Below are 26026 nucleotides of genomic sequence, written 5' to 3'. Positions count from 1 at the left end.
GGAGCGACTATGCTCCTTTTTTATTTGTTTTAATGTGTATTCTTACTATATTTCGGGAACGTAATCGTTAAAGTCGTTCCTTTACTAACGATACTTCTGATTTTTAAACTTCCATGCATCGTCTCAATAATCTTAACAGCAACCATTGTACCTAAACCAGTTCCTTTTGTTTTTGTACTAAAATATGGTTCACCGAATCGATGTATTTGCTCCTGTGACATTCCAACTCCGCTATCTTCAATTCGTATTTCAACTTTACTATTATTGATGGATGAGGAAATATTTAAGGTACCACCATTAGGCATTGCTTCAATACTATTTTTTATTAAGTTTAAAAAACATTGTTGAAAGTGCTGTTTATTACCAACAATGATTGCCTCAGAAAAATCCTGTGTAATATGTATCGTATTCATATTACACAATGGCAATATCATATTAATAACTCGATTTAACTCTTGTTTTACTGAAATTTGATCTAATTTTTCTGGAGCAGGTTTGGCAAACGTTAAGTAATCATCGATAATTTCTTGGGCACGATTTAACTCTTCAAGTATATGTTTAATATATTCGTCTCTTGATTCGGGAGTTAAATTTGGTGTTTTTAAAAGCTGTGTAAATCCTTTTACAACCGTTAAGGGATTCCTTACTTCGTGCGATATACTTGCAGCGAGTTGGCTAACAATCTCCATTTTTTCCATTTTAATTAATTTTGAGCGCATTAATACAGCATCTTTAATAACTTCATTTATATAAACAATAAATAACATTAAAGTAGTCGGTAATACCATGAAATAAATAATATACAAATTATTCACTTCAAAATCTGATAAGGTTAATACAATTAAAGTTGTAAATATTGCTAGGAAAAAGGTTAAAAGCATGGAAAAAGCTACTTTAAGTTTTCTATTATATGTATTAAATTTTGAAGATGCGAGTGCTGTAACGATGAACATTATTCCGTAAACAACAACTGTCAACATGTTAAAGCCATAAAATAAAAATCTCGTAATTAATAAAATTGCAAACAATATGATACCGACAGGGAATCCACCATAAAGCGTACCTATTATGACCGGAATTTGTCTTAAATCATGAATACAACTTTCATCCATATAGATAGGGTATCGCATACATAAAATAAGCGGGATACTAGAACAAAGGGTGATCAGTAGTATTTTATATTTCTTTAAATAGTGCCGGCTATCATATATGAAATAAAAAACAAATATACTACATAAAATGTATAGAAGATTATTTAACACGTTTTGATTAATATAAACAAAGTCCATAATATTTGCCTCGTTATTCTGAATTTCCTTTTCATATGTATTATACATGATAACATGTGTTAAGGTGAATAAACCTTGTTAATAGAAGATTTATTTGGATTTTGGTTATAAAATGCAAACATTAGCTAGCCAAAGCTACTTTTACCAAAAATTTTTTACTGGTTCTTCCTCCGTCCAAGTCTGGATGGAGCTTTTTTCTTTTTTGGTAACTCAACAAAATTAGCAGGATTTCTAGAAATAATATTTTGTTTAACTGCTAGATTTAAAGCTGTTTTTAGTATTCGATGCAATTATTTGAAATACCATTATCTAGTGTTAATTTATAGCATTTTTGAATGTGCATAACATTTAATTTATGAAGTGCAATTATTCCTATACTAGGTATAACATGGTGGTTTATATTGCTATTATAAGAAACTTTTCTATACTCACCCTTTTAATTTCTAACCACTGAACCATATAGTCTTTTAAACTAAGCTTAGTCGGCTCCACAAAAGCCCCTTCATTTAACTCCTTAATCTTTTTCGGCTTCTTTTTCCTATCTCTGGATCACGACCAATATTAATAAAGATACGGTACTTATTTCCTCTTTTTCGAATATGTCCTTCCGCTTAAAACACTCCTTCATTTTATTTTGAGCCATGGTGTATAAGTCTTGTTTTAATTTAACTGCTATGAAAATTACATAGTTGGACATATGAGAGATGGATATATTTTACCATATTTAGATTGTTATTAAGGAATAAAAAAAGAGCCATAAGGCCTCTTTTTTGCTGTGTTCATGGAAAAAATTGAAAACGTTTGATAAATAGCTGCAAAAGTACAACATGTGGTTGCTAAAACACTAGCTAACCATCTTGAAGCATGAGTTTTTAACAGTAAGATATAAACTAATCCAAAAGTAACCAAGCGGAGGTTTGTTGATTCTTATTAGGATTAATTTGTTTTTTTGAGATTGATTGTTGTGGTGTTAAATTTGGGACACTCCCCATTTTAAAACCTCCATTACTTATGTATAGAATTTAAATTGTTTAAAAGTATTATATATGCTAAATAGATAATTTTAAACCTATCTGGATAAAGAGAGGTTTTATAAAATTTAAATAAAATTCTTATTTGAACAGAAAAAAAGCGTCCGGGAAAGCGCTCTTTGACTAAGACTCAGATCAAGTGAAAATGTAGCAGTAATTTATTTTATATATGTTTCTAGGATATGCGCAAATTTCAAATGATATAGTTATTTTACTATAGAAAAATAAGTGACTCAGTAATTGTGTCAGCCGAGTCACCCAGTACTATCGATCCAGATAATATTCTTTTTTATATGTAGTTATAGCGAGTTCTTAGAGGCTAACTCAAAACCGCAGTTAAAGAACAAAGAAATTTATTTTAGAGAGTTTTAGAATTTGTTATGTTAATGCTACAACAGCAAGAGTTAAGCCCAACGTATTTAATGTATTAGAATATGGTCCTACATTAACAGTAAGAGTACTTGTTATACCTAAAGGTGTAGTGAAAATAGCGGGTGCTGATATAGAAGTGAATCCTGCAGTATATCCCAGAGAAGTACCAGAGCCAATAATTGGGTTATTATTAAGATACATAGTGATACCTGCCGAATTACCTCCTGGTTGAATGATAACTTGCACTTCATAGATTGCCAAATAGGTTCTTCCACCTTCAAGTAAAACAGTTGTTGGTGGTGTGAATGAGATTGCCGTACCATTAGAATTTACCACGGTATCTAATGGAATCGCAGAATTTACAGAGACTATTGATGGGGTAGTTTGAACAACATTTAAACTGTTAGCCGTGGGGGATGGACAAGTGCAAGATTTGTGAATGTTTGAGTTATTATCATTTTGGTAATTCACAAATAATCAAGCTCCTTTGCGTAAGATAATTTTTTATCCTATATAAAACGTAGCTTTTTTGTATCTAAGTTATTTTTAATAAGTCTTTAAAGATAAGTCAAATATTGGTGGTCAGTCAACTCTTAAAAGTATTTGATATTCTGGGATTTCAAAGTGTATCTGATAAATATATATGAAATTTTTTTAAGGACATTACCTTAAGTTCGGAAACATAATAAAATAGTTATTTTGTTAAATAAAAAAACATGCACAAAAATTGTGCATGTTTAAAAAAAGTTATGTCTTGTCTATGTAAATATATGCTTAACTAATATATACCGTATGTATGTTTGAGCAAAATGGTTATTTATTAACAAATATAAAGAGCGCTTTTTAAGGTGCTCCATGAACAAGCCTAATATTGAAAAAGAATCTCACATGATATTTTATGTATGTTCTTAATACATGTGCAGATTTTTCTTTTGTGCAACGAAGCAGCCAGTTAATAAAACTAACTGCTTGTTGTACAAAAGAAACGTTGCGCTTACAGAAATAGTTTGTAACATTAAGTTACAAAAATAGTATGAACAGAGTTAAAAATGTTATTCAGAAGTGAAAGAAAAAAATAAAAAAGAGCACCATGCATTGAAGTGCTCTATAAGATAGGCGGTAACACTTTGAGCTGGATGTTTAGGTTAAAATTATATGTCGTAGAAATAAGACCTAAAATTTATTTTCAACTCAATAGAAAAGAGCAGCTAGCAAAGGCTAACTGCATTGAGAACATTATAACCATTAATTTAAGGAGTACATATAGTGTGGACAAAAACATCAAGTTTATGTAACAAAAATTAAAATCGAACAGTTAATGCAAATAACTGTTTGATTTGATACAACCTGGGTAAGAAGCAGATTGTATTTTGATTAGTATTAGGGAAAGTATTAAATTTTATTTAGTTCGTTAACAAAATCCTTATTTAAAAATTAAAGAGCGCCTTGGGAGAAAGGCACTCCATGACCAAGATGTTTAAATGATTAATAATAAGATGATCATGATTATTGTATGTACATTTCTAATGAATGTGAAGTCTTTAAATGCATTCAAAAAGAGCACGTATATACATGCTCTTTGACAAGAAAGGTAGATTTTTTATGAGTGGATTCCCCCATCCAATAACATATGCTTGTCCAGTTAAAAGATGAAAGGGTTTAATGAAATCTTTAATTGGTAGAAAGGGATTAGTTTAGTTTTGATTCTGCTAATCCCCAACTAATTATAAAAAGTAAGCCGAATATGAGAGCGTAAATAATACAGGAAATTATTAAACTAGCTATAGCGACTTTTTTGTGATGAGCCTTTTGGAGCAAAAACAGCTAAAACAATTGAGACAGGTATTAAAAAGAGTATATAAATGTTTGAAAGCATTGATAATAAACCAAAAAATACGATTAAAGTTAATAAAAATGAAGTGATTCCAAAGTATTTCCTCATTACTTTAGCCTTTCTTGGAAAAAATAAATAATACAGATTATACCATAAATGAATAAGATTGAAGTGAAATTTTAACAAAAACGCTATTTTAATAAGAGTTGGTTCTCACTCAAAAGCAAGGGTTGCATAGGGAGTTCCAAAATGTTCTTTTTAGATGTATTAATGGTTAGGGAAACATAAATCTGGGAATAAAACTTGATATTCTGGGATTAATCGAAGGTCAACAGTTGTACTTGCAAAGAATTTATATTTTGTTTCTAATTCAGCTAGTGTAACTAGGTGATGCGTACCTAAGCCCTTCTGTATGCTATGTTTAGAAAGGGTTGGGCCAATTTGTAATTTTCGATTTTTCATAGCTGTGTTCCATGGACTGTAAAAGAATTTTAAAACGAAAGCAGGGTACATGTAAACGATAAATGAATGATTTGACCAATGCCTTCCGGCTATATAGTTACCATGCGAATAATTGTGGATTAGTCTACCTCCGTAGTAAGGGGCAGGTGGAGTAGGATCGAGTATTCTCCCATGATAACGCTGTTTGACAAGGGGAATTCCGTATCTCGGATTGGAATAACCATGAGTAGGGTCATCTACCATCAGAATAGTCCTAATAGCATACATGTTTTTCCTTAAAGTGACGAGAGATGAGAAAAAGGCTTCCTTATCAAAACAGCAAAGAAATTCAGTAGTATTTAAAACCATTTTCCACCCCTTAATTTCTTTTTCTATTTCCATTATCTCTTTATCAACTAATATAGCATCAAACTCTAATACTTTTGAATCTCGGATTTCCCAATGAGGCGCAAATAATTTACATATTTCTACTGAACGATCAGTAGAGCCTCGATTAATAAGAATACCGTGATCAAATAGTTTTGTGTGGTGCATTAGCCACCATGGGAGTAGATACTCTTCATTGTAAAAATGGGAAATTAAAGTTGTCTTAATAAAAACCCCTCCTTATAAACATGGATAAAATAATTCTTGCTCTAGTATAATGCTTATCCTAGTAAATACATATGTCTTGAGTATATTTGAGCAAAATGTTTATTTACAAATAAAAAGAGCGCTTTGGGAGGAAGGTGCTTTATAACCAAGTCTTTTTTTTGAAAAAAGGTTCACATCATATTGTATGTATGTTTCTTAGATAGGTGTAGTTTTATACAAAAATCTTTATTTTATAACAAGAAAAAAGAGTACATGTTTATATGTGCTCTAAGATAATCTTTTTAATATCTGTACAAGTGTTTCATTAGCGCAACAATATTAGTAAAGCTACGGTCAAAAAAGATGGATTTAAATGAAAACGTTATTTTGGGGAAGTTGAGCAATGGAGTTAAAGGAGTATGCCATTTATAAGGGAAATCTAAATGGCTAATATGTACTAAAACAATACAGGAGTGCGCTCAACATTTGAGCGTACTTCCTAAGAAAATCCTCTTTTATAAAATAACGGATAATAGAAAGAAAGTGACTAGTAGAAAGCAAGCTCATAATTATTTAACTGTTATGCTGTTAGGCGAGGTCTAATATGAAAATTTTATTTGCATCTAATTTGTTTCCCGGCTCATAAGATATTAATGGGCAAAAAACGAAATAAAGGATGAAAGGGGAAATAACAGTAAATGAGTTTACAAGAGCTGCTAATATCAAGAACAAATACAGCGGTGGTCATGAAATCAGGAAATGATTCAACAGCATTTATTGGAGGGAACCCTTTTAAAACAATTAATGGTGCGATTACAGCGATTAATACTACAGGAGCTACAGGGATTACAATTTTTGTGTTTCCTGGAATTTATGACGAAAAGGTAGTTATCCCTAATGGAAATTCATTACGAGGAATTAGTCTATGGACAGTAATAATTCGTCAACAGAATGCAACATCAAATACTACTGTACTCACAATGGGAGAAAATACAAGAGTAGAAGATATTACGGTATTAGGAACCTCTTCTATCCATGTGGATTTAACAGGAATTGCTTTTCCTGGAACAACATCACAAACTTCTAGATTAAGAACAGCAGTTATAACTGTGGATAATTCTACAGCATCAACAAGTGGGACTTCAAATGTTTATGGAATTCATTCTTTTGGAACAGGAATTCCAGATGAAAGTATAAGTACTGTAAGAGCAACAACGATAACAGTAAAATCAGCCGGTTTAGGGAATAAAAGAGCCATATTGGTTAATACAAATTCACATAATTTTCATTGCCGTGATGTTAATTTAACCACTACTAGTTCAGTTGGAGCAGGATCTTATATTGGGGCAGAAGTAAATCGAATAGGAGCACAATTAAGTTTGCGTTTAGCGTCGATTCAAGGCACTACAGCGGATATATCACAATCAGCTGGAACATTGATTTTAAGTTCAGCGAATCTTATAAATTCTAACGCTAATAATTTGGGCTTTTCTACAGTTTTACAGCCTACTACAATTATTTGGGCAGATCCGTCGGGTCTACCAACTGGAGGGACTCGTTTTTATAGACCAGGAACAGCGGCTGTTTCAAATACAGAAGTATTTATCCGATTAAGTCAAAAATCTGTTATAAAATCACTATCGGTACGTGCTCGAGTTGGCCCTGGAGGGACAAATATTGATACTTGGACTATTCGAAAAAATGGTGTGGATACACCTCTTGTAGTTTCATTAACTGGTGCCCAGACTTCTAATATAACTAATAATATTTCAACAACATTCCAAGCAGGGGATAGTATCTCGTTAAAAGTAACAGTTTCTACGCTAAGCGCGATAGCAGATACTGTAATACAAGTTGATATTTTCTGAAAGTTAACAAATGAATTGTTGTGTTAATGCAAGGGTAAGTAATGAAACTTATTTCTTTTAAAAATACATCTATATAAGTGAAGCGTTTAAGAGGAATTCTATAAGTTGATAATCTTTGTATCACAATGTAAAAGAAATTTATTTAAACATGAAAAATTAATAAAAACTTCATTTTTTTAGAGAAATGGTGTGATTAAGTATGGGCATTGAATACGGAATGTTTGTATAAAAAAAGAGTAGACTTTAACCTACATATAAAAGTACTGGAATTTTTCTAAAGGAAGGAATATCTGAAATATAAATATAATTGAGGGGAGTGAAATAATAATGGAAACTAGTACTTTTTTAGGGCTGTTCTGGGGATGGATGACGGTTATCGTATCAGGAATACTTTTCGTCCGTCCATCGGTGCTACGTGATTTGAAAAAATTAGTGGTTGAAGACAGAGGGTTTGGTATTATGTATGGTTTTCTATCAATTTTCCTAGGATTAGGTACTGTAATTCTACATAATGTATGGGTATTCAACTGGAAGGGATTCCTAACAGTTATTGCATGGCTTGCATTATTAAAGGGAATTTATATAATTGCATATCCTGAACCTTCCAAGAAAACAGACTTTGAAGTAAGGATACTTTCAACACGTATAGTACTCGCTATCATTGGTGCTTTGGCTTTATGGATGCTTATAGTAATCTATATAAAATAATCTTTTTTTAATAAATAAAAGAGCCTGATGTGAGAGAAAAGGCCTTTTCAAAAATTGTATATGAGGAAAATCAATGTCAATAGTTTAATACCAATAAATTAGAATTAATTCCAGGTATTAAGTATTGAGAAATAAAATTGAACGCAACAAATTGGTTAACTTTATGAGCTAACCAATTGTTACACAAAAGAAAATTAGGCCCTATAAGTAATAGATGTGTAACTTAAAGTTACAGTTATAGTGTAAGCGAGATTGAAAATGTTATACGAAAGTAATTCTGTTTAAAAGTTTTATTTTGTCATAAATAAAAGAGCAGTTAGCCCAGCCTAACTGCTCGATACAGAGGTAATAGTCTAGCTACATAGATATTATATGCTGAGTTATTGATTTTATTTGTGTAAAACACAAAAAAGAGCAGCTAGCAAAACCTAGCCGCTCTAAACAGTGATGTGTCTCTAGATGTAGTTGTAGTATAAACAGAACGTTGAGTTTTATTCATGGGGAGATAGAAATTGGCTTGAAAATAGAATATAGTCCGGCTAGGAAACTAGAGGACACAAATAAAAACCTTTAACTTCCGCTAAAGATAATTATGTTAATGATCTAGTGATTGCGGTTCTGGTAAGGGCAAGAAGAGGACCGTGTAAAAATAGAGTTGTAGAAATAGAAAGAGTGGATTCCTTGTGAGAGAGTAAGGATCCACTTTTTTCTTGCAACTGATAAAGAGACACTATATCTGACTTATATAAATATCCTATTTGTTCAAATTTGTACTTGCTAATGGTACAATTATATTCATGGAGGGATATTATGGTAAGTTTTTATGTAACACTGTTTCTTATATTTGGTACTGCGATATTTTTATTTTTCTTGTCTGGTTCATCAAAAATTAAGGCTAAAAATCTATCATTGATAATGATCTGTTTAAGGATAAATCTACTCACAAGTCCAATGGCTTTATTTATAGGTGTGATGGCAACAGACTCTCCATATAGCACTACGCTTGATTTTTTTGAGGATGTCTCTTTATTCAGGGAATACCGCTCCTCCTCCTACTTGCAGCTTTTTTGAAGTTTGCAATAGCAAAGAAAACAAAACAAGTATAGTATAAACTCTATATTTCTTTTAATAATTTAAGGTTATATATTTTCTGTATTAGCCGCTTTTAACCACGCTTCGTAGAATTCTATAACTGATGCATACCGTTCTGCCCGATTGTCACTTACAGCACGATACGCTACCTCATATAATTCCTTACTTGCTTCCCATTTTATAAAGGAACGATCTTTTTCACCGCCTAAAAGTGAGAAAGCCATTGCTCCCATATTAAATACATTTGTTCTTTCATCAATTATAGCGTTTAGTTCAAATTCCTCTGGTGACATAAAACGGGAGGAACCCCATAGCCGGCCCATTTTATTTATGTAAGGTTTCTTACTGTATAAATCTATATCACAAATTTTTGTCTCGTTTGTATTAAAATTATATAGAATACTACCGTCATAAAAATCTATTGCTACATAGTTTTTCTTTTCTACATAAGTATGGAAAGAAAAAATGGAATGTAAGGAATGAATTCGTTCTATAGCAGATAAATGTCTAAATTTATAAAATGGAGAGTTTGGATTTTTATATTTCTCAGGAGGTGGGAAACTCCAATGCGAATGAAGACATTCACCATCAAACCAATCGAAAATTAATACATATCCAGATTGAACTGGAAAATGATCAATTAGTCTTATGAGCGATTCATGCTTTAAATCTTCATAGATAGTAACTGAATTTTTTAACCTTTTAATAGCGTGACCCGTTGTTCCTTCAAATGCAATTGTTTGTGCTCCTGCGTATTTAATAAATTTCTTATGCCCATCTTTTTCTACACCAAAACTTATATTACCTGAGTCTTGCTGGTCAAAAACTGCAAATACGGTCCCTAATTTAATAAGCCAATCAAAATTATGATATTCTTTTAATTGGAATGTTACGTTATTTAACTGAATTTCCACGGAATTTTCTTTCATATATTACCTCACATTTAATATAATTAAGTTGTACATTCCACTATTCGACATATTTTATGGAAATCCTATGCTAATAATATAAAATTTTATAAATATAATGATAATCACTTATAAAGAGGTGAATACAATGGATCAACAAATTGTTATTAAAGCATATCAAAAAGACTGGGTTGAAGAGTATATAAAAGAAAAAGAGAAATTCTGTTCCTTGTTAGGACAAGAAATAATTGCCGTTGAACATATAGGAAGCTCAGCAGTAGAAGGATTAGGAGCTAAACCTCTTATTGATATGATGATTGGCGTAACAGACTTACAAATTACTGAAAACTGGATTGAAGTTCTATCGGAAATTGGATATGAGTATGTTCCAAAAGATGCAACGAATTGGCGTTTTTTTAGAAAGGGAAAATGGAGAGCGGGTACTCATCATTTGCATATTTATATTTATAATAGTGATGAGTGGAGAAACAATATTTTATTTCGTGACTTTCTAATAAGCCATGAATGGGCACGTAAAGAATATAGAGAATTAAAAGAGAGGCTTGCTATTACATATGCTTTTGATCGTGTTTCATATACAAAGGCAAAAGCGCCGTTTATTCGAAAAATATTAGAATTGGCTAGAACTCAATGAATTTATAGATTCCTATCTAACTAGTTTTGAAACCCCTTCCTATACTTTTTATAGGGAGGGGGATTTTTTTATGTCAAAATATATAATTTCTAATTATTGGAGGCAAACTATTTTATTTATTTTGATATTTCTAGTACATTGGAAATATTAAGGGGGAATTAAGCAATGAAAGCTATTGTACATCAATATGAAAAAGGATTAGAGGGATTAGAATATAAATTTCTACCTGAGATAAGTCCTAATGCAGGTGAAGTAAAAGTCAAGTTAAAAGCTGCAGGATTAAATCATAGGGATTTATTTATTATAAATAATAGAAAAGAAATGGATCTACCATTAGTAATAGGGTCAGATGGATCAGGAATTGTTACAGAAATAGGAGAAGGAGTTTCAAATATTACACTACATACAGAAGTTATTATTAATCCTAGTATTGGATGGGAACATGCTACTGAAGTACCAGAGTTACCGGAAGTGCTAGGTGGACCGAAAGGTGGAACGTTTGCTGAATATGTAATTGTACCGGCTGAAAATGTAGTAGAAAAGCCGGCATATCTTACTTGGGAAGAATCAGGTGTTTTATCTTTATCCGCACTAACTGCATATAGAGCACTTTTTACAAAGGGTAGATTGAAGTGCGGTGAACATGTTTTAATTCCGGGAATAGGCGGTGGTGTTGCTACATTTGCCATGTTATTCGCGAAAGCAATTGGTGCTAAAGTGAGTGTTACCTCAAGGGTAGAGAATAAAAGGGAACATGCTGAAAAATATGGTGCAGATATTTCTTTTAATAGTACCGGAAATTGGGAAGAGAGCTTACAAGGTGAAAAAGTAGATTTAATAATAGATAGTATAGGCCCGGCAACTTTCTTGAAATATTTTGATGTATTAAAACCAAATGGAAGAATCGTGAATTTTGGTGCAAGCTCAGGAGATACAATTGAATTACCATTACGCGCATTATTTTATAATCAAATTGATATTATGGGAACATCCATGGGTAGCCGTGAGGAATTTAATGAGATGATAAAGTTTATTGAAAAATATCAAATTAAACCAATTATTGATAAGGTTTACTCGTTAGAAGAAGCAATTCGAGCACTAAGCCGTATGGAACATGGGGAACAATTCGGAAATATTGTACTTCAAATGAATTAAAAAATATGATTTTACAATTAGTATATTTAAATGAATATGTTATGTATTTCAAACATGAAAAAAATACGAACCGCCTTATTATAAAGGCTTACCGGTTTTATACATAAATAGCGTATAAAATTTGTTTTATAATTGTCGCATGAGTAATAGTAAAATGAGAATTAGATGAAAAAAGTTTAAGCCTATTTTCATAATGGTATTGTATACTGTGTAAATCAAGAACACTTGTATGTAAGGAGAGAGTTTAATGAATTACACAGTATTTCAGTGGTTTAATAATTTTGCTGATTCATCCAAACTATTAGATACGTTAATGATTGCTATTACAAATAGCGCTGCATACGTAGCCGTTCTATTTATGTTTATCTTATGGTTTAATAATGGAAAGAAAGAGAAGGCAATTAGAAAACAATATACAGTTTTATATACGACGCTTTCGGTTATTATTGCATTAGTAGTAAATGTTCTTATACACGCGGTATATTACCATCCGCGCCCGTTCGTATCACATGATGTACACCAATTAGTACCACACGCAGCAGATTCATCATTCGTTAGTGATCATTCTGTACTTGTATTTTCAATCGCCTTCGTATTTATTCTTAGAGGAGAAAAACTGAAATATATCGCGCTATTATGGGCAGTACTAGTCGGTATATCACGTATGTACGTAGGTGTTCATTATCCTTTAGATATACTTGGTGCAGCATTCTTAACACTTATTACGAGCGCTTTAGTAATGCAAAGTACACGTATGTTTGAACCAATAGCGAAACTTGTATTCAAAATGTATGCATTAGTAGCGAGACGAATTCCTTTCTTAGCGAAATATAACCATATCGCATAATTTTCCTATAAAAAGTTCCCCTTTGGACATCCAGAGGGGAATTTTTTATAGGAAATACGAAAAGAGTTTAGAGTGCTCTGTAATCAAGTTGTACTAATTAATATTCTGAAATTTCACGCACCATATTTACAATATATAAAATAATGACGCAAAATAACAACAGTTAGTTTTGCATTGTTTTAAAGGAATTAAAAAGAAAACTTCGAAACATATAGTATCGCAAACAAAAACTACAAATTTTAAAACGGATCTTCGTACGAATCCATTCCAAAAGAGAGGAGATAAGTATGCAAAAACTCCAAACGAATAAAGGCGCTCGATATATGATGATTGCTTTTATTGTTTTGTTTCTTATTATGATTTTGCGTATATTCTATATTCAGGCAGTAGGAGTCGTGCATAATGTGAATGTAAAGGATCTCGCGAATGAACAACATAATAAAAAAGGTGTTTTAGAAGCGAATCGTGGCACTATCTATGATCAAACCGGAAAGGTGTTAGTACAAGATTCTACAACGTATCGAGTTGTTGTGAATTTAAAAGGAAAAGATAAAGTTAAAAATAAAGATGAAACCGCACAACAATTAGCCGATGCGCTTGAAATTGATAAAGAAGAAGTATTAAAAAACTTTCATGAAGGGCGTACGCAAGTTGAAATTGGGAAAATTGGTCGGAACTTATCTAGGGAAAAGAAGGAAAAAATTAATGATTTAAAAATACCAGGTGTATCTTTTATGTCGGAAAAAGCAAGAGTGTATCCGAATGAAGACTTTGCATCCTATATACTTGGTTTTGCTAGACCAGATGATAAAGGGAATACGGAAGGGAAGTTTGGGCTTGAAAAGAGTTTGGATAAATATTTGCGCTCTACAAACGGGAATATAGAATATGTGGGTACACGAAGGGGAATTCCGCTTACAAATGATATAGGTAAAGTAGAACCAGCTAAAAATGGGAATAACGTATATTTAACGCTTGATAAACAAATTAATAGTTTTTTAGAAGAAGCGATGAACAAAGCGCAAGAACATTATGATCCTTCTATGTTAATTGGCATTATTGCTGATCCAAAAACAGGAAAGGTTTTAGCGATGTCTAGTAAACCTAGTTACAATCCTAATGTAGGTGATATCGAATACTTTTTAAATGACCCGATTGCAAATGCATATGAACCAGGTTCAACAATGAAAGTTTTTACGTTAGCAGCTGCCATTAATGAAGGTGTATATAACGGAAAAGAATATTTTCAATCTGGAAAATATTCCGTTGGTTCCTCTGATATAAAAGACCATAATGGTGGATTTGGATGGGGATCAATTACATTTGATGAAGGTTTTGAAAGGTCATCAAACGTAGCTTTTTCTATTTTAGAAGATCAGTTACTGAAACCAAATAAATTTAAGCAATATATGAATAAATTTGGTTTCAATCAAAAAACAGGGATAGATTTACCTGGAGAAAGTAAAAATACTTTATTATTAAATACACAAATTCAACAGGTTACAACTTCTTTCGGTCAAGGTTCTACAGTAACTCCGATTCAATTAATCCAAGCGGCTACTGCTATAGCAAATGACGGGAAAATAATGCAACCATATATCGTTGATAAAGTTGTAAATCCAACAAACAAAGAAGTTATTATGGAAAATCAACCGAAAGAAATTGGGAATCCGATAAAAAAAGAAACAGCGGACAAGGTTAGAAGCTTAATGGAGCGTGTTATAACATCTTCAAAAGGAACTGGTACAATGTATAAAGTGGATGGTTATCCAATTGGAGGTAAGACAGGAACAGCACAAATCCCGAATCCTGAAAACGGCCGATATATGGAAGGGAAAGAGAATTACATTTTCTCCTTTTTAGGAATGGCTCCAATTGATGATCCGGAGTTAATCGTATACTTAGCTATTAAGCAGCCAAAGTTAAAAGGAGATGAGTATGGAGCTCAGCCTCTTGCTGAAATATTTAAACCTGTTATAAAAAACAGCCTTGAATATTTAAAGGTGAAACCGTATACCGAAAAACAAATAGCTGATGCAGCGAAACAATCTCAATTAAAAGTACAAAATTATGTAAATCAATCGATGGGTACAGCAGAGAAAAGTGTAGAAAAAGAGAAGCTACAGCCGGTAATTTTAGGAGAAGGAAAAATAATAAAACAATATCCACAGTCTGGCGAGGTAATGAGTGAAGGTGATCGTATATTTTTATTAGGGAATAACGCACAAATGCCAAATGTAAAAGGTTGGTCCATGCGTGATGTTATGTATTTCTCTAAGCTTTTGAAATTAGATTTGAAAACTTCTGGTACAGGTTATGTAACGAGCCAAAGTATTGAAAAAGGACAAGATTTACAAGAAGGAGATACACTAGAACTAGAATTAGAACCGCCGTTACAACCGTTAACAGAGGCGAATACGAATTAATTCAAACTTGTTGAAGAACCTATATCCAATAGGTTCTTTTTTAAAAATTTATGAGTAATTTCACGCACCGTATTTTTTAAGAAAATAATAAATAAGATTTTTAACAGTTACTAAAACAAAAAAACTTACATATATTGAAATTAGAACGATTGTTCAATTTTTTTATATTAAACGACAGAAGGAGTCTACATTGAATAAAAGACGATACGATAGCGATTTAGCCAAAGAAATAATAGCAGAGAAAGCGATAGAGTTATTTTCCTTAAAAGGGTATACAAGGACCTCAATTGATAACATTGCGAAAGCCTCTGGTTATAGTAAAGGACATATATATTATCATTATAAAAATAAAGAAGAATTATTTGTTTATTTAGCTAAAGACAGTATGAGAAACTGGCACGATAAATGGAAAATAGTAGAAAAACAGTATGCAAATGCTACTGGGAAATTATATGGAATGGCTAAATTTGTACTTTATAATTACAAAACGCCGTTATTAAGGGCAGGGCAAGAGCTTGCCTCTGATCCGAGCACGAATCCTTCTACAGTAAGACAGCTTTATGGTTTAGCTGCTATCCCTTTAAAGGCATATCATAAAATTTTGGATGAAGGTATACAAAGTGGCGAATTTTATATAGAAAATGTTGAGGACTCCAGTCTTTTATTAGCTTCATGGCTTGGTGGTTTATGTCAATTCATTCATTCAATTGAAACAGAGAAATTAGAAGCTTTATTTGATAAAACCATTACAATTTTTTTACTCTCTATTACAAACAAACATGTGTAGCGTTACAAGCGAATTAGAACGATTGTTCAAATTCTTACACTCGTCCGTTTTCATTATATGTATAAACAACAGGAGGTTATTTATATGGATGAGCAAAGAGTCGCAATTATAACTGGCGGCGCTTCTGGTATTGGTAAAGCTTTAGCCATTCAATTAGCAAATAAAGATATATTTGTAATTATCGCTGATATTAATGAAGTCAGTGGCCAGAACCTTGTGAATAATATAAAAAATAATAATCAACTAGCTAGGTTCGAATATTTAGATGTTACTAACGCTGAATCCGTAGAAAAACTTATTATAAAAATAGTTAATGAGTTTGGTAGAATTGATTATATGTTTAATAATGCAGGAATTGCTATGTATGGAGAAGTATACGATATGTCTTTGGGTGATTGGAAACATATTATTGAAATAAATTTATTAGGAGTAATTTACGGAACACAATTGGCTTACCAATTCATGAAAAAACAAGGATTTGGTCATATCATTAATACTGCTTCTGCAACTGGTTTAGGACCAGCTCCCCTTTGTACCGCGTATGCAACAACCAAACATGCTATCGTAGGTTTAACAACTTCATTACATTATGAGGCGGAAGAATACGGTGTAAATGTAAGTGTGCTTTGTCCAACTTTTGTAGATACACCCATATTTGAAAAATCAATTGCAATTAATATGAATAAGAATCAAATTATAAAACAACTAAAAACAAATAAGCCAATTTCAGCTGACAAGTTTGCTGAAATTGCACTGAAAGCTATTCATAAAAATAAATTAGTAATTTGTCCAATGCCATTAAAAAAAACGATGGACGTATTCTTTACTTTATTTCCTTATCTTCATAAAAAGCTAATGCGTTTCGTATGTCGAATTGGTCGTAAAGCAAAAATGACGAAAATATAAATATCTGATTATTTTTTATTTACAGTTAAAAATAATTGTGATAATATGGTAAAAATCAAATGCAGTGAAGAGAAGAGTAAATAAAATGAATTTTTCACAGAGAGCTCCATTTAGCTGAAAAGGAGTAAAAATTCTTTATTGAACCAAGCCTCTGAGCAGCGCATCGGAACCTATTATTAGGGGATGGTGTGACGGGAGCTCCCGTTATAGAGCTATGGTATAAGCATGAGTTAGAATGCAGTACCTGATAAGGTTAATATGGTGACATATTAACAAACTAGGGTGGCACCGCGATGATAAATCTCGTCCCTAAGATTAAAAGTCTTGGGGGTGGGATTTTTTTATTGTTGTAAAACAATTTGGAAAGCGGGGGCCAAAAAATGAAAAACTTACTTAAAGATTGGAAATATCCTTTATTACTATTGTCCGGAGTTGGTATTGCGAATTTAGGGGCATGGATTTACTTAATAGCACTGAATGTACTTGTCTATCATATGGGCGGCTCAGCCTTAGCTGTTGCTGCTTTATATGTAATAAAACCATTAGCCACTTTATTTACAAACGCTTGGTCTGGGAGTATGATTGATCGTTTAAATAAACGGAAATTAATGATTCACCTCGATATATATCGTGCGTTATTTATCGCTATTTTACCTTTACTTCCGTCACTTTGGATTGTTTATGTATTTGTATTCTTTATAAGTATGGCCAGTGCAATTTATGAGCCAACTGCTATGACGTATATGACGAAATTAATTCCGGTAGAACAAAGACAACGTTTCAACTCATTACGTAGTTTAATAGGATCTGGTGCATTTTTAATTGGTCCGGCGATAGCAGGGGTTTTATTAATTGCGAGTACATCAGAGTTTGCTATATATATAAATGCTATAGCATTTCTCTTATCAGGATTCATTACATTACTTTTACCTAATCTTGATAAGAAAAAAGATTCGGATACAACTAGTAATACATTATCCCTTACAGTATTAATAAAAGATTGGAACACTGTTATAAATTTTAGTAGAAAACATGTGTATGTCGTATGTGTGTATTTCTTATTTCAAAGTATGTTCGTATTAGCGACTGCTACTGATTCACTTGAACTATCGTTTGCGAAAGAGGTATTACTACTAACAGATAGTGAATACGGTTTTCTAGTTAGTATAGCTGGTGCAGGATTTATTTTAGGTGCCATAACAAATACAATTTTATCAAAGAAATTAGCACCTTCATTTCTAATTGGAATAGGATCATTATTTATTGCAATTGGTTATTTAATTTATGCTTTTTCAAATGTATTTTTAATAGCTGCTATTGGATTCTTTATTTTATCTTTTTCAATGGCATATGCAAATACAGGATTTTATACATTTTACCAAAATAATATCCCTGTTCATATGATGGGACGGATTGGGAGTATATATGGACTTGTTATTGCGATAGTAACAATCTTTATTACAATATTATCTGGTGTTGCGACTCAGTTCATTTCTATACAACTTGTAATTATTGTAGGTTCATTGATTATGTTATTTATTACTGTCGTCTTGTGTGTGTTTACTTTATTCCCATCACAATCTAAGTTGTATTCTACTGAATCAATAAAGTGAAACTTTAATCAGGGGGGCATCCCCCACTGATTATCAGCCCTCACCAATCGGGCTTTTACGGGCAGCAGGGTCCCCACTTAACTTCTTTGCTTTCGCTGAATTTTGAGATGGGGGTCTTACTGCCCACAAATAGCGGGATAAATTCGAAATGAACTTTGTGTTCTCATTAACAATTTATCGTATTTAATAAAAGGGTTCTTTCCCCTTTATATGGAAAAATCAATAAGGGGAAAGAACAATACCGAAAGATAAGGGTGGTTGTCGTGATAAAAACAAAAGATGAAATTGATAAAATTGTAAAAGAAATACAAAAGAAAATAAATTTCTCAGGGGTAGTTTTAGTACAAAAAGAAAAAGACTTAGTCTATGAAAAAGCTTTGGGTTACGCAAACCAAAGTGAATGTATAAACAATACGATACAAACAAGATTTGGCATTGCCTCAGGATGTAAAATTTTCACTGCAATTGGCATCTGTCAACTTGTTGAAAAAGGTTTTATTTCTTTTCATACAAAATTAAAAGATTGTCTAGAGATAAAATTTTCAAACTTCGATGAAGATATTACAATACATCAACTACTAACGCATAGCGCTGGTATACCAGATTATTTTGATGAAAGTATTATGGATAACTTCGAAGATCTTTGGAAACAAACACCTATGTATCTATTAAAGAGCTTAAAAGACTTTTTACCATTATTCCAAAAAAGTAATATGATGTTTGCACCTGGAACTAAGTTTCACTACAACAATGCAGGTTTTATCATACTTGGATTAATAATAGAAGAACAGACGGGACTTAAATTTACGGAGTATATAGAAAAGAACATTTTTAATTCGATTGGCATGAATGATTCTGGCTATTTTTCGTTAGATAGATTACCAAGACATACAGCTCTAGGATATATAAAGGACGAAACCAACCAAAATTGGAGAACAAACGCCTACTCTATACCGATAAAAGGAGGAGCTGATGGAGGTGCATATGTTACTGCACCAGACATGCTGAAATTTTGGGCGGCCCTATTTAATAATGAAATTTTAGGAAAGGAATATACAAAATTACTTTTAACTCCCCACATTCAAGTAAATGATAAACAGTCGTACGGATATGGAATATGGATTGAAACACAAGAAAACAACATTTTTAAATACCATGTTATGGGTTATGACCCAGGCGTGAGTTTTCGCTCGGCTGTATATCCAGACTTAGGCATTACATTGGTTATTGTTTCAAATAAATGTTCAGGGCCTGAAAAATTATTGACAGAAATCGAAAGAGCTTTTTAATTATATGGATATAAAAGAAGAGATACGAAAACAATTTAAACGGGTTTATGACTGTTTCTGTTTTGAAAAGTATTTTAGTTAATGAGTAACCCTTTATTTAGTAAATAAAGGGTTTTTGTAATTCTGCACAATTACATATGATTATATGGATTTTTAAATTAAAAAACATTACTATATAGTTGTAAATTATAACTATTAATTTATATGAAAGGATGTGTTAGTAATTTGTATATGATCAACGGTAGTTTGTTTATTATTTTAGGGGTTATTTGTTATTTAATTGTACGTGGAATATTAATTGTTACCAAAAATAAAAAACATGTGATTTGGTGGAAAGAAATAATAAGTTTTTTATTCGTGGTCTACATTTGCATGGTTGTTGCAGTAACTTTATTCCCTTTACCAATCGGTTTTCCTTCTAATCTTGAAAATTTGAATCGCTCGGTCAATATAATACCATTTGCATCAATTATTAAAGACATCAATCAAATTGGTAGTGCTTATGATGGAGATGCCCTATTTATGATTGGTCTAATTGTAAGAAATGTAGGCGGAAATATTTTATTATTAATGCCTTTAGGATTTTTAGCACCAATCCTATGGGATAAATATAAGAAATTCAAAAATACAATTTTATTAGGATTTTCTATATCAGCTAGTATTGAATTGTTACAATTAATTCAGTCTTTATTTAGTGGAGTGGGACGTATTACTGATATTGATGATGTGATCTGTAATGTTCTAGGTTCTATTTTTGGATATTGTATTTATAAAATACTTTTAAAACTATCTACTAAATTCAATATTCGAAAGTCAGAAAAAAATGATGGTAGTAATCTGGAATTTATTAATAAATGACATTGAAAATAAATTCATCCTGTGTTTAACGACACTGTGAACGGTAATACTAATTAACATTGAACTTTTACAACAAGGGATGATAATATGATATACATTTACACAGATTTTGGTGGAACACATACTACCTCACTAGCTGCAGCGTATCATTTAAATAAACTACCAACGGATCGCAAATTAACGAAAGAAGAAATTTTGAATGTAGATTACTTTAATAAATTGAAAACAGAAGATATGGGAAAAATTATTTTTCATGGGATCGATGAACATGGTCATCCTGTATATACGATTGGATGCGGCGCATCAAAAGTTGTTGTACCTGCGATGAAGCATTTAGGAGAAATCTTGCAAAAACATTATCAAAGTCATGAAAAAATTATTTTTTCTAATACATCACCAACCGTACCTTTACCAATGACTTTCGGTGGTCTGTTTTCTAGAAGGTTCCATATCGACTTTATTGGTGTACCGTTACTCGTATGGGGAGCAAAAATTTGCTGTGATAATATACAAAGGCTTGTTAGTTATACTAAAGAAGCTGGCCGATTAACGAATGATTATGTTGTAATTTTAGATAATGAAACCTTTAAATAGTATATGATAAGAAGAAAATCGAGCAAATTCCTTGATTTTCTTTTTTATTTGTGAAATAGACAAGAAATAGTCACAATTAATATGCATCTACTATAGCCAAAACAATAAAGTCCTGTTACTATTACAGGGATATTCTCTTTTCGTAACATAAATATATAGAAAAGTCAGAAAAGAGGAATTGAATTAAGGGAGGAACAACATGAAGCGTGTTGCTTGGATTACTGATAGTACAACTGCGAGTTTTAAAACAGAAGGAGATAACTTTGTTATCCCAATTGAAGTTATTATTGATGGTGTGTCGTACAAAGATTGTGAAGAAGGTGTGCGTGAGCGCGTTTATAACGCTTTGAACGAAGGTAAAACTGTCACTACATCACAGCCTAACATAGGGGAAATGGTAGAGTTATTTTCGAAATGCAAAGAAGAATATGAAGAGGGATTTGCAGTTGCTATTAGCGGAAAAGTAAGTGGAACTTATCAAAACATGAAGTTAGCTGCAGAAATGGCAGGTTTCCCATTAACGGTATTGGATAGTGAAACAACAAGTTATCCAATGGATGAACTAATTAGAAAAGCGAAATCGTTATACAATGATGGTATGACGTTACAAGATATACACAAAACATTAGTAGATGAAAAAAGAAGACCCTTCCACGTATTCCCGAAAAGTTTAAAAGGCCTTTACGCAAGTGGGCGTGTAAAAGGAGTTCAATTTTTACTTGGAAGTTTATTAAGTGTGAACTTAATATTAGAAGTAAAAGGTGGAGAGCTTTTACTTGAAAAAAAAGTTCGTAAAATCCAAAAATGTCGAGAATATATTAAAAATGAACTTGAAAAAGAATTACCAAAAGTACTTCACATGTTCCATGCTAACGATAAAACTGGAGCTGAAGAATGGATTGCAGATATTAGACAAGCATTTCCTGAAATGGATTTCAAATTATATCCATTACCAATTTCATTTGCGGTTCATGCAGGTGAAGGTACAATAGCAATTAGTTATTAAAGTAAAACCCGTGAATGATTCACGGGTTTTTTCAGAGTGTTGGGAAAGACCTTATAGTATATAAGGTCTTTTGTACTTCTTAAAATGACTTGAATAGCGTTTATTTGAGGTCATTAGGTAGTTAGAGATTGATGACTATCTTTAAATGTTAATAAATCGGAATTTTCTTCCTTTTATTTCTACAGTTGCAATCTATTTACATATAAGATTATTAGGATTATATTGACAATGAAAGAGAAAACAATAGATGGAAGGGGATGTTTTTTATGTTTAAAAAAGCAGCACTAGGGATTTCATCGTTAGCAATCACAGCGTTCGTCGGATTAGGGATGGCAACAGAAGCTTCAGCTGGACCAGCAGCACCACTTACTTCACTAAACGTCGTACAAGTAGAGTCTGAGCTAGGCGGGGTAGAAACAATTAATCAGAATAGCTTCAGCACATCGCGTAACCACGGGGGAAAATATTTATATATTACAACGAAAGAAATGGGCTATGGCCAAAACCCATTTGCTAAAATGAATGGTTCTAATGTAAAAAGTATTGATTACACTATAATTGGCGGAAGACCAATCGTTGGCTGGTATTATAAATGGGATGCTTCTGGACACCAACAAGGAACCTTTGAGTACCAAAAGACATCTATAAATGCACCATTTAATACAATGCGTACGTCAATTTATATCCAATAATTTTGAAAGCGTTCGCACATATAGAATAGTAAAAAAGGTACTTCTAGGAGTACCTTTTTTTTGATTTGAATCACGTTCATCTATATTTACAATCCCGATTCCACAGCAAGAATGCTTCCCATAAAACAAAATCCTAAACGTCTATAAAATTGATATGAACGCGTAGTACAAGTCCTCTACAATAAAAGTACGTAACCTTAAATATTTTCAACTCAATGAAAAAGGAGTAGCTAAACTTATATAAGTTTAGCTTAATGGGTATGTGGCGGAACCCTAAAATTAATTACAACTTTTTCATAGTATAAATAATTTTGCATAGGGCGATGAAAGGATTTCTTAAAATAATAAAGAAGTATGTATAAACAAATATATAAATGGTTGTGATTAGGATGAAAATCAGTAAGTTTGCAGAAGTAAATAATGTAAGTATAGATACGATTAGACATTATATGGACCTTGGACTTGTTATTCCTGAGAAAAAAGGAAGTCACTATTTTTTTGACGAGTATTATCAAAAGGATATAGAACTTATATTAGAGTACAAATGGCTAGGGTTTAGCTTGAATGAAATTAAAGAACTGTTTCTTTATAAAAATTTAGGGAAATCTTTAGACTATGAAAAGGATATTTTTTATCAGTCTTTATTTAAAGTAAAATATGAAAAGATTGAACAAGAAATAAAGACCTTAGAGGAACGAAAAGATAAATTAAAGGAAGCGTTACATAATTTATCTATAGAAACTGAAATTTCGAGTTCAATTTTAGGGGTAGATTTAAAAGTACTCCATTTATTTAAATGTGTTAAGTGTAACGGAAATTTAATTCTTGAAGATGGCTTTATCAATAAAAATCAAATTATTGAGGGAAAGTTAATTTGTAATTGTGGTGAAGAATACGCGATTATTTCAGGGGTTTTAACAGCTGACAACTCATTGAAAGCGTATGAAAAGACATCACTTGAATATTCTATTTCGGATTATATCCATGAAACTGATACTGCTTTTTTGGAAAATGTTCAAAGAGGAGGAGAATGGGCGAAAAAGAAACTAATGCAACTAGATTTAAATGAAAAAATACTACTTGATTTAGGATCTGGTATTGGGTTCTTTTTACGAAATATTTATGAAGAACTACCGGAAGAGTGTTTATATATTGCTGTTGATCGAGATTTGAATAAACTTTTACTTTTAAAAGATTTAATTGAGAGAAGAAATGCGAAAAGAAATATTGTATTTATTTGTGCCGATTTTCTAAACATACCTATTCAGAGTAATTCTGTTGATATTGTAATCGATCAATCAGGTACAAGTAATTATAGTTTTGAACATGAGGAGTTTTTATTGCACGAATTAAATTCCCTTTTTAAACACAATTGTTATTTATTAAGTTCATTTATTTTATTTAATAAATTTAGTATAAATAGCCAAATTGTACCTAGACTCCGAGGGAATTTTACATCTGCAAAAGTAACGAAAGAAATCCAAAATTTACAGTTTCAATCGATTGATGAAAGTACTTCAAATTATTTAAAACGAGGCGGAAAGTACGAGGATTTCTTTGTTCAAGGAGAAGAAATTTATACATATTCATTTTTCGGAAAAAGATGGGGCTAACTCCATCTTTTATTTATTTTTCCTTAAAACTTTTCAAATCGTACATATTGCTATTGGGTTGACCCAAGAACTTACAATGTACGTAATACAAAGTTATGCAGGGGGAAAAGTGATGGGAAGTTTACGATTACATATAGAAAATAAAAATAGAAACCAAGAACTAAGAAATATTTGTTTATATTCAATTGCAAAAACAGTATCACTATTCGGTAGCTCTATTTATAGTTTTGCATTAGGATTGTATGTTTTACAAATAACCGGATCTGCGTTGAATTTTGCGATTACGCTCATATTAGGAACGATTCCAATGATTGTTATGAATCCATTTGCTGGTGTCATTGCTGATAAGGTTGATAAAAAGAAACTCGTCGTTTGCATGGATGTACTAAGCGGGTGCTTATTAATAACTGTTTATATATTAAGCAACTATTATGGATTAAACTTATTCATTATTTATACTACTACCTTTCTTATGACAGTATTTACAACGTTTTTTGGAATAGGATTAGAGGCCGTAAAACCGAATATGGTTACTAAAGAACGGTTAATGAGTATTAATTCTATAAGTAAAATTATCGATTCTATATCTTTAATTTTAGGGCCTATGTTAGGGGGCATTGTTTTTGCAGTCTTTGATATGAAAACTTTTATAATTATTAACGGTATTTCATTTATCCTTTCGGCTATATCCATATTGTTTATAAACTTTAAATTGTGCGAGCAAAACATACATGAGGAATGTTCAATTAGAGAAATTAATTTTATTGAAGATATAAAGGAGGGATACTCTTACTTAATGGAGCGGAAAAGCTTAAAAAATACTTTTAGTATTTTAATTTCCCTTAATTTCTTTTTAGGCTTTGCTGTAACTGTTCCGTTGCCATACATTATTAACACAGTTCTCAATCTTAGTTCTAAGCAATTTGGTATGATTCAAGGGACATTTCCGATAGGTATGATAGTTCGTGCAATATTAGTAAAAAAGATAACTGATTGTTTTTCTTATTCTTATCTATTGAAAAAAATAAGTTTTATGTTGGCAATTTTTATGATAGTTTCAGGAATACCTGTTTTATTTAAATCTATTGTAGTAAATAATTTGGTATATGTTACTACGTATTGCATGATTATGTTCTTTTTAGGATTTATGATAGCACAAATTGATATTCCTTTAATGTATTTCATGCAAAATGAGATTCCTGAAGAATATAGAGGAAGAGTTCTTAGTATTGGATTAAGCATAGGTAAAATAATGCAGCCAATAGCACTTGCAATATCAGGACTATTATTAAATTACATGCCAGCCTATATGCTTCCCATTGCAGGGGGGATTGTATTTTTTATTTTGAATAAAATTTTAGCAAATAAGTTAAATTTAGAAATTCATTCAAAAGGGTATAGTGTTGAACATAATTAAATAATATCGAAATAGCGCAGGATGATGATCC

General features: G+C 31.7%; 20 protein-coding genes, 4 pseudogenes and 1 other annotated feature. Of the genes and pseudogenes, 18 read left to right on the top strand and 6 right to left on the bottom strand.

Annotation, left to right across the window (positions count from 1 at the left end):
* Window positions 1–29: 29 nt before the first annotated feature.
* From CGQ22_RS13215 to CGQ22_RS13200, 5 genes and pseudogenes are all read right to left on the bottom strand, one after another.
* The gene (locus CGQ22_RS13215) at window positions 30–1289 is read right to left on the bottom strand and encodes a sensor histidine kinase (protein WP_002164044.1); all 1260 of its coding nucleotides are present in this window, start codon (window positions 1287–1289) and stop codon (window positions 30–32) included.
* 147 nt (window positions 1290–1436) lie between these two features.
* Window positions 1437–1888: pseudogene (locus tag CGQ22_RS32720) on the bottom strand (site-specific integrase); the annotation flags it as partial.
* Between the two features lie 312 nt (window positions 1889–2200).
* Window positions 2201–2281 (bottom strand): annotated as a pseudogene (locus tag CGQ22_RS32715) (septum formation initiator family protein); the annotation flags it as partial.
* Window positions 2282–2698: 417 nt separating this feature from the next.
* The gene (locus tag CGQ22_RS13205; RefSeq protein WP_089148797.1) at window positions 2699–3163 is read right to left on the bottom strand and encodes a hypothetical protein; all 465 of its coding nucleotides are present in this window, start codon (window positions 3161–3163) and stop codon (window positions 2699–2701) included.
* Window positions 3164–4793: 1630 nt separating this feature from the next.
* Complete coding sequence (locus CGQ22_RS13200) at window positions 4794–5522, bottom strand: hypothetical protein (RefSeq protein ID WP_000546535.1); 729 nt, start codon at window positions 5520–5522, stop codon at window positions 4794–4796.
* 737 nt (window positions 5523–6259) lie between these two features.
* Between CGQ22_RS13200 and CGQ22_RS13190 the strand changes: the two genes are divergently transcribed.
* From CGQ22_RS13190 to CGQ22_RS32430, 3 genes and pseudogenes are all read left to right on the top strand, one after another.
* Window positions 6260–7429, top strand: a complete 1170-nt coding sequence (locus tag CGQ22_RS13190; RefSeq protein WP_000058013.1) for a pectinesterase — start codon at window positions 6260–6262, stop codon at window positions 7427–7429.
* 327 nt (window positions 7430–7756) lie between these two features.
* Window positions 7757–8137: a hypothetical protein gene (locus CGQ22_RS13185; protein WP_000450246.1), complete on the top strand. Its 381-nt coding sequence runs from the start codon at window positions 7757–7759 to the stop codon at window positions 8135–8137.
* A gap of 810 nt (window positions 8138–8947) precedes the next feature.
* A pseudogene (locus tag CGQ22_RS32430) lies at window positions 8948–9243 on the top strand (hypothetical protein).
* A gap of 33 nt (window positions 9244–9276) precedes the next feature.
* Here the strand turns inward: CGQ22_RS32430 and CGQ22_RS13175 are convergent.
* Entirely contained in the window at window positions 9277–10158 is an 882-nt protein-coding gene (locus CGQ22_RS13175; protein ID WP_000662484.1) for a protein kinase domain-containing protein, read from the bottom strand.
* A gap of 127 nt (window positions 10159–10285) precedes the next feature.
* Here CGQ22_RS13175 and CGQ22_RS13170 point away from each other — a divergent pair, with 127 nt between their 5' ends.
* From CGQ22_RS13170 to CGQ22_RS13105, 15 genes and pseudogenes are all read left to right on the top strand, one after another.
* Window positions 10286–10792, top strand: a complete 507-nt coding sequence (locus tag CGQ22_RS13170) for a GrpB family protein (protein ID WP_000372676.1) — start codon at window positions 10286–10288, stop codon at window positions 10790–10792.
* Between the two features lie 165 nt (window positions 10793–10957).
* A complete protein-coding gene (locus CGQ22_RS13165) occupies window positions 10958–11947 on the top strand; it encodes a zinc-binding dehydrogenase (RefSeq protein ID WP_000644508.1) in 990 nt (329 codons plus the stop codon).
* Window positions 11948–12194: 247 nt separating this feature from the next.
* Window positions 12195–12794, top strand: a complete 600-nt coding sequence (locus CGQ22_RS13160; protein ID WP_001110128.1) for an undecaprenyl-diphosphatase — start codon at window positions 12195–12197, stop codon at window positions 12792–12794.
* Between the two features lie 287 nt (window positions 12795–13081).
* A complete protein-coding gene (locus CGQ22_RS13155) occupies window positions 13082–15220 on the top strand; it encodes a penicillin-binding protein (RefSeq protein ID WP_089148795.1) in 2139 nt (712 codons plus the stop codon).
* 190 nt (window positions 15221–15410) lie between these two features.
* Window positions 15411–16007 (top strand): TetR/AcrR family transcriptional regulator, encoded by a 597-nt coding sequence (locus CGQ22_RS13150; protein WP_089148794.1) that lies wholly within the window; start codon window positions 15411–15413, stop codon window positions 16005–16007.
* 84 nt (window positions 16008–16091) lie between these two features.
* Window positions 16092–16913: an SDR family NAD(P)-dependent oxidoreductase gene (locus tag CGQ22_RS13145; RefSeq protein WP_089148793.1), complete on the top strand. Its 822-nt coding sequence runs from the start codon at window positions 16092–16094 to the stop codon at window positions 16911–16913.
* A gap of 55 nt (window positions 16914–16968) precedes the next feature.
* Window positions 16969–17227 (top strand) — a binding site (T-box leader).
* A 66-nt stretch (window positions 17228–17293) separates the two neighbouring features.
* Window positions 17294–18526: an MFS transporter gene (locus tag CGQ22_RS13140; protein ID WP_089148792.1), complete on the top strand. Its 1233-nt coding sequence runs from the start codon at window positions 17294–17296 to the stop codon at window positions 18524–18526.
* A gap of 263 nt (window positions 18527–18789) precedes the next feature.
* Window positions 18790–19815, top strand: a complete 1026-nt coding sequence (locus tag CGQ22_RS13135) for a serine hydrolase domain-containing protein (RefSeq protein ID WP_000598053.1) — start codon at window positions 18790–18792, stop codon at window positions 19813–19815.
* Between the two features lie 13 nt (window positions 19816–19828).
* Window positions 19829–19897: pseudogene (locus CGQ22_RS32905) on the top strand (GNAT family N-acetyltransferase); the annotation flags it as partial.
* A 143-nt stretch (window positions 19898–20040) separates the two neighbouring features.
* Window positions 20041–20673 carry a VanZ family protein gene (locus CGQ22_RS13130; protein ID WP_000281845.1) on the top strand — a complete coding sequence of 211 codons (633 nt, stop codon included), beginning with the start codon at window positions 20041–20043 and terminating at the stop codon, window positions 20671–20673.
* Between the two features lie 87 nt (window positions 20674–20760).
* Entirely contained in the window at window positions 20761–21267 is a 507-nt protein-coding gene (locus CGQ22_RS13125) for a DUF3189 family protein (protein ID WP_000639421.1), read from the top strand.
* Window positions 21268–21466: 199 nt separating this feature from the next.
* Window positions 21467–22273, top strand: coding sequence for a DegV family protein (locus CGQ22_RS13120; RefSeq protein ID WP_089148791.1), 807 nt, complete (start codon window positions 21467–21469; stop codon window positions 22271–22273).
* Window positions 22274–22539: 266 nt separating this feature from the next.
* Window positions 22540–22965, top strand: coding sequence for a DUF4879 domain-containing protein (locus CGQ22_RS13115; RefSeq protein ID WP_089148790.1), 426 nt, complete (start codon window positions 22540–22542; stop codon window positions 22963–22965).
* Between the two features lie 389 nt (window positions 22966–23354).
* Complete coding sequence (locus CGQ22_RS13110; protein WP_089148789.1) at window positions 23355–24578, top strand: MerR family transcriptional regulator; 1224 nt, start codon at window positions 23355–23357, stop codon at window positions 24576–24578.
* 112 nt (window positions 24579–24690) lie between these two features.
* Window positions 24691–25995 (top strand): MFS transporter, encoded by a 1305-nt coding sequence (locus CGQ22_RS13105; RefSeq protein WP_089148847.1) that lies wholly within the window; start codon window positions 24691–24693, stop codon window positions 25993–25995.
* The last annotated feature ends 31 nt before the right edge of the window (window positions 25996–26026 follow it).

This window comes from Bacillus sp. M13(2017), from assembly GCF_002218325.1.
Taxonomy (GTDB): domain Bacteria; phylum Bacillota; class Bacilli; order Bacillales; family Bacillaceae_G; genus Bacillus_A; species Bacillus_A thuringiensis_K.
This window is presented reverse-complemented; position numbering and strand designations above follow the sequence as displayed.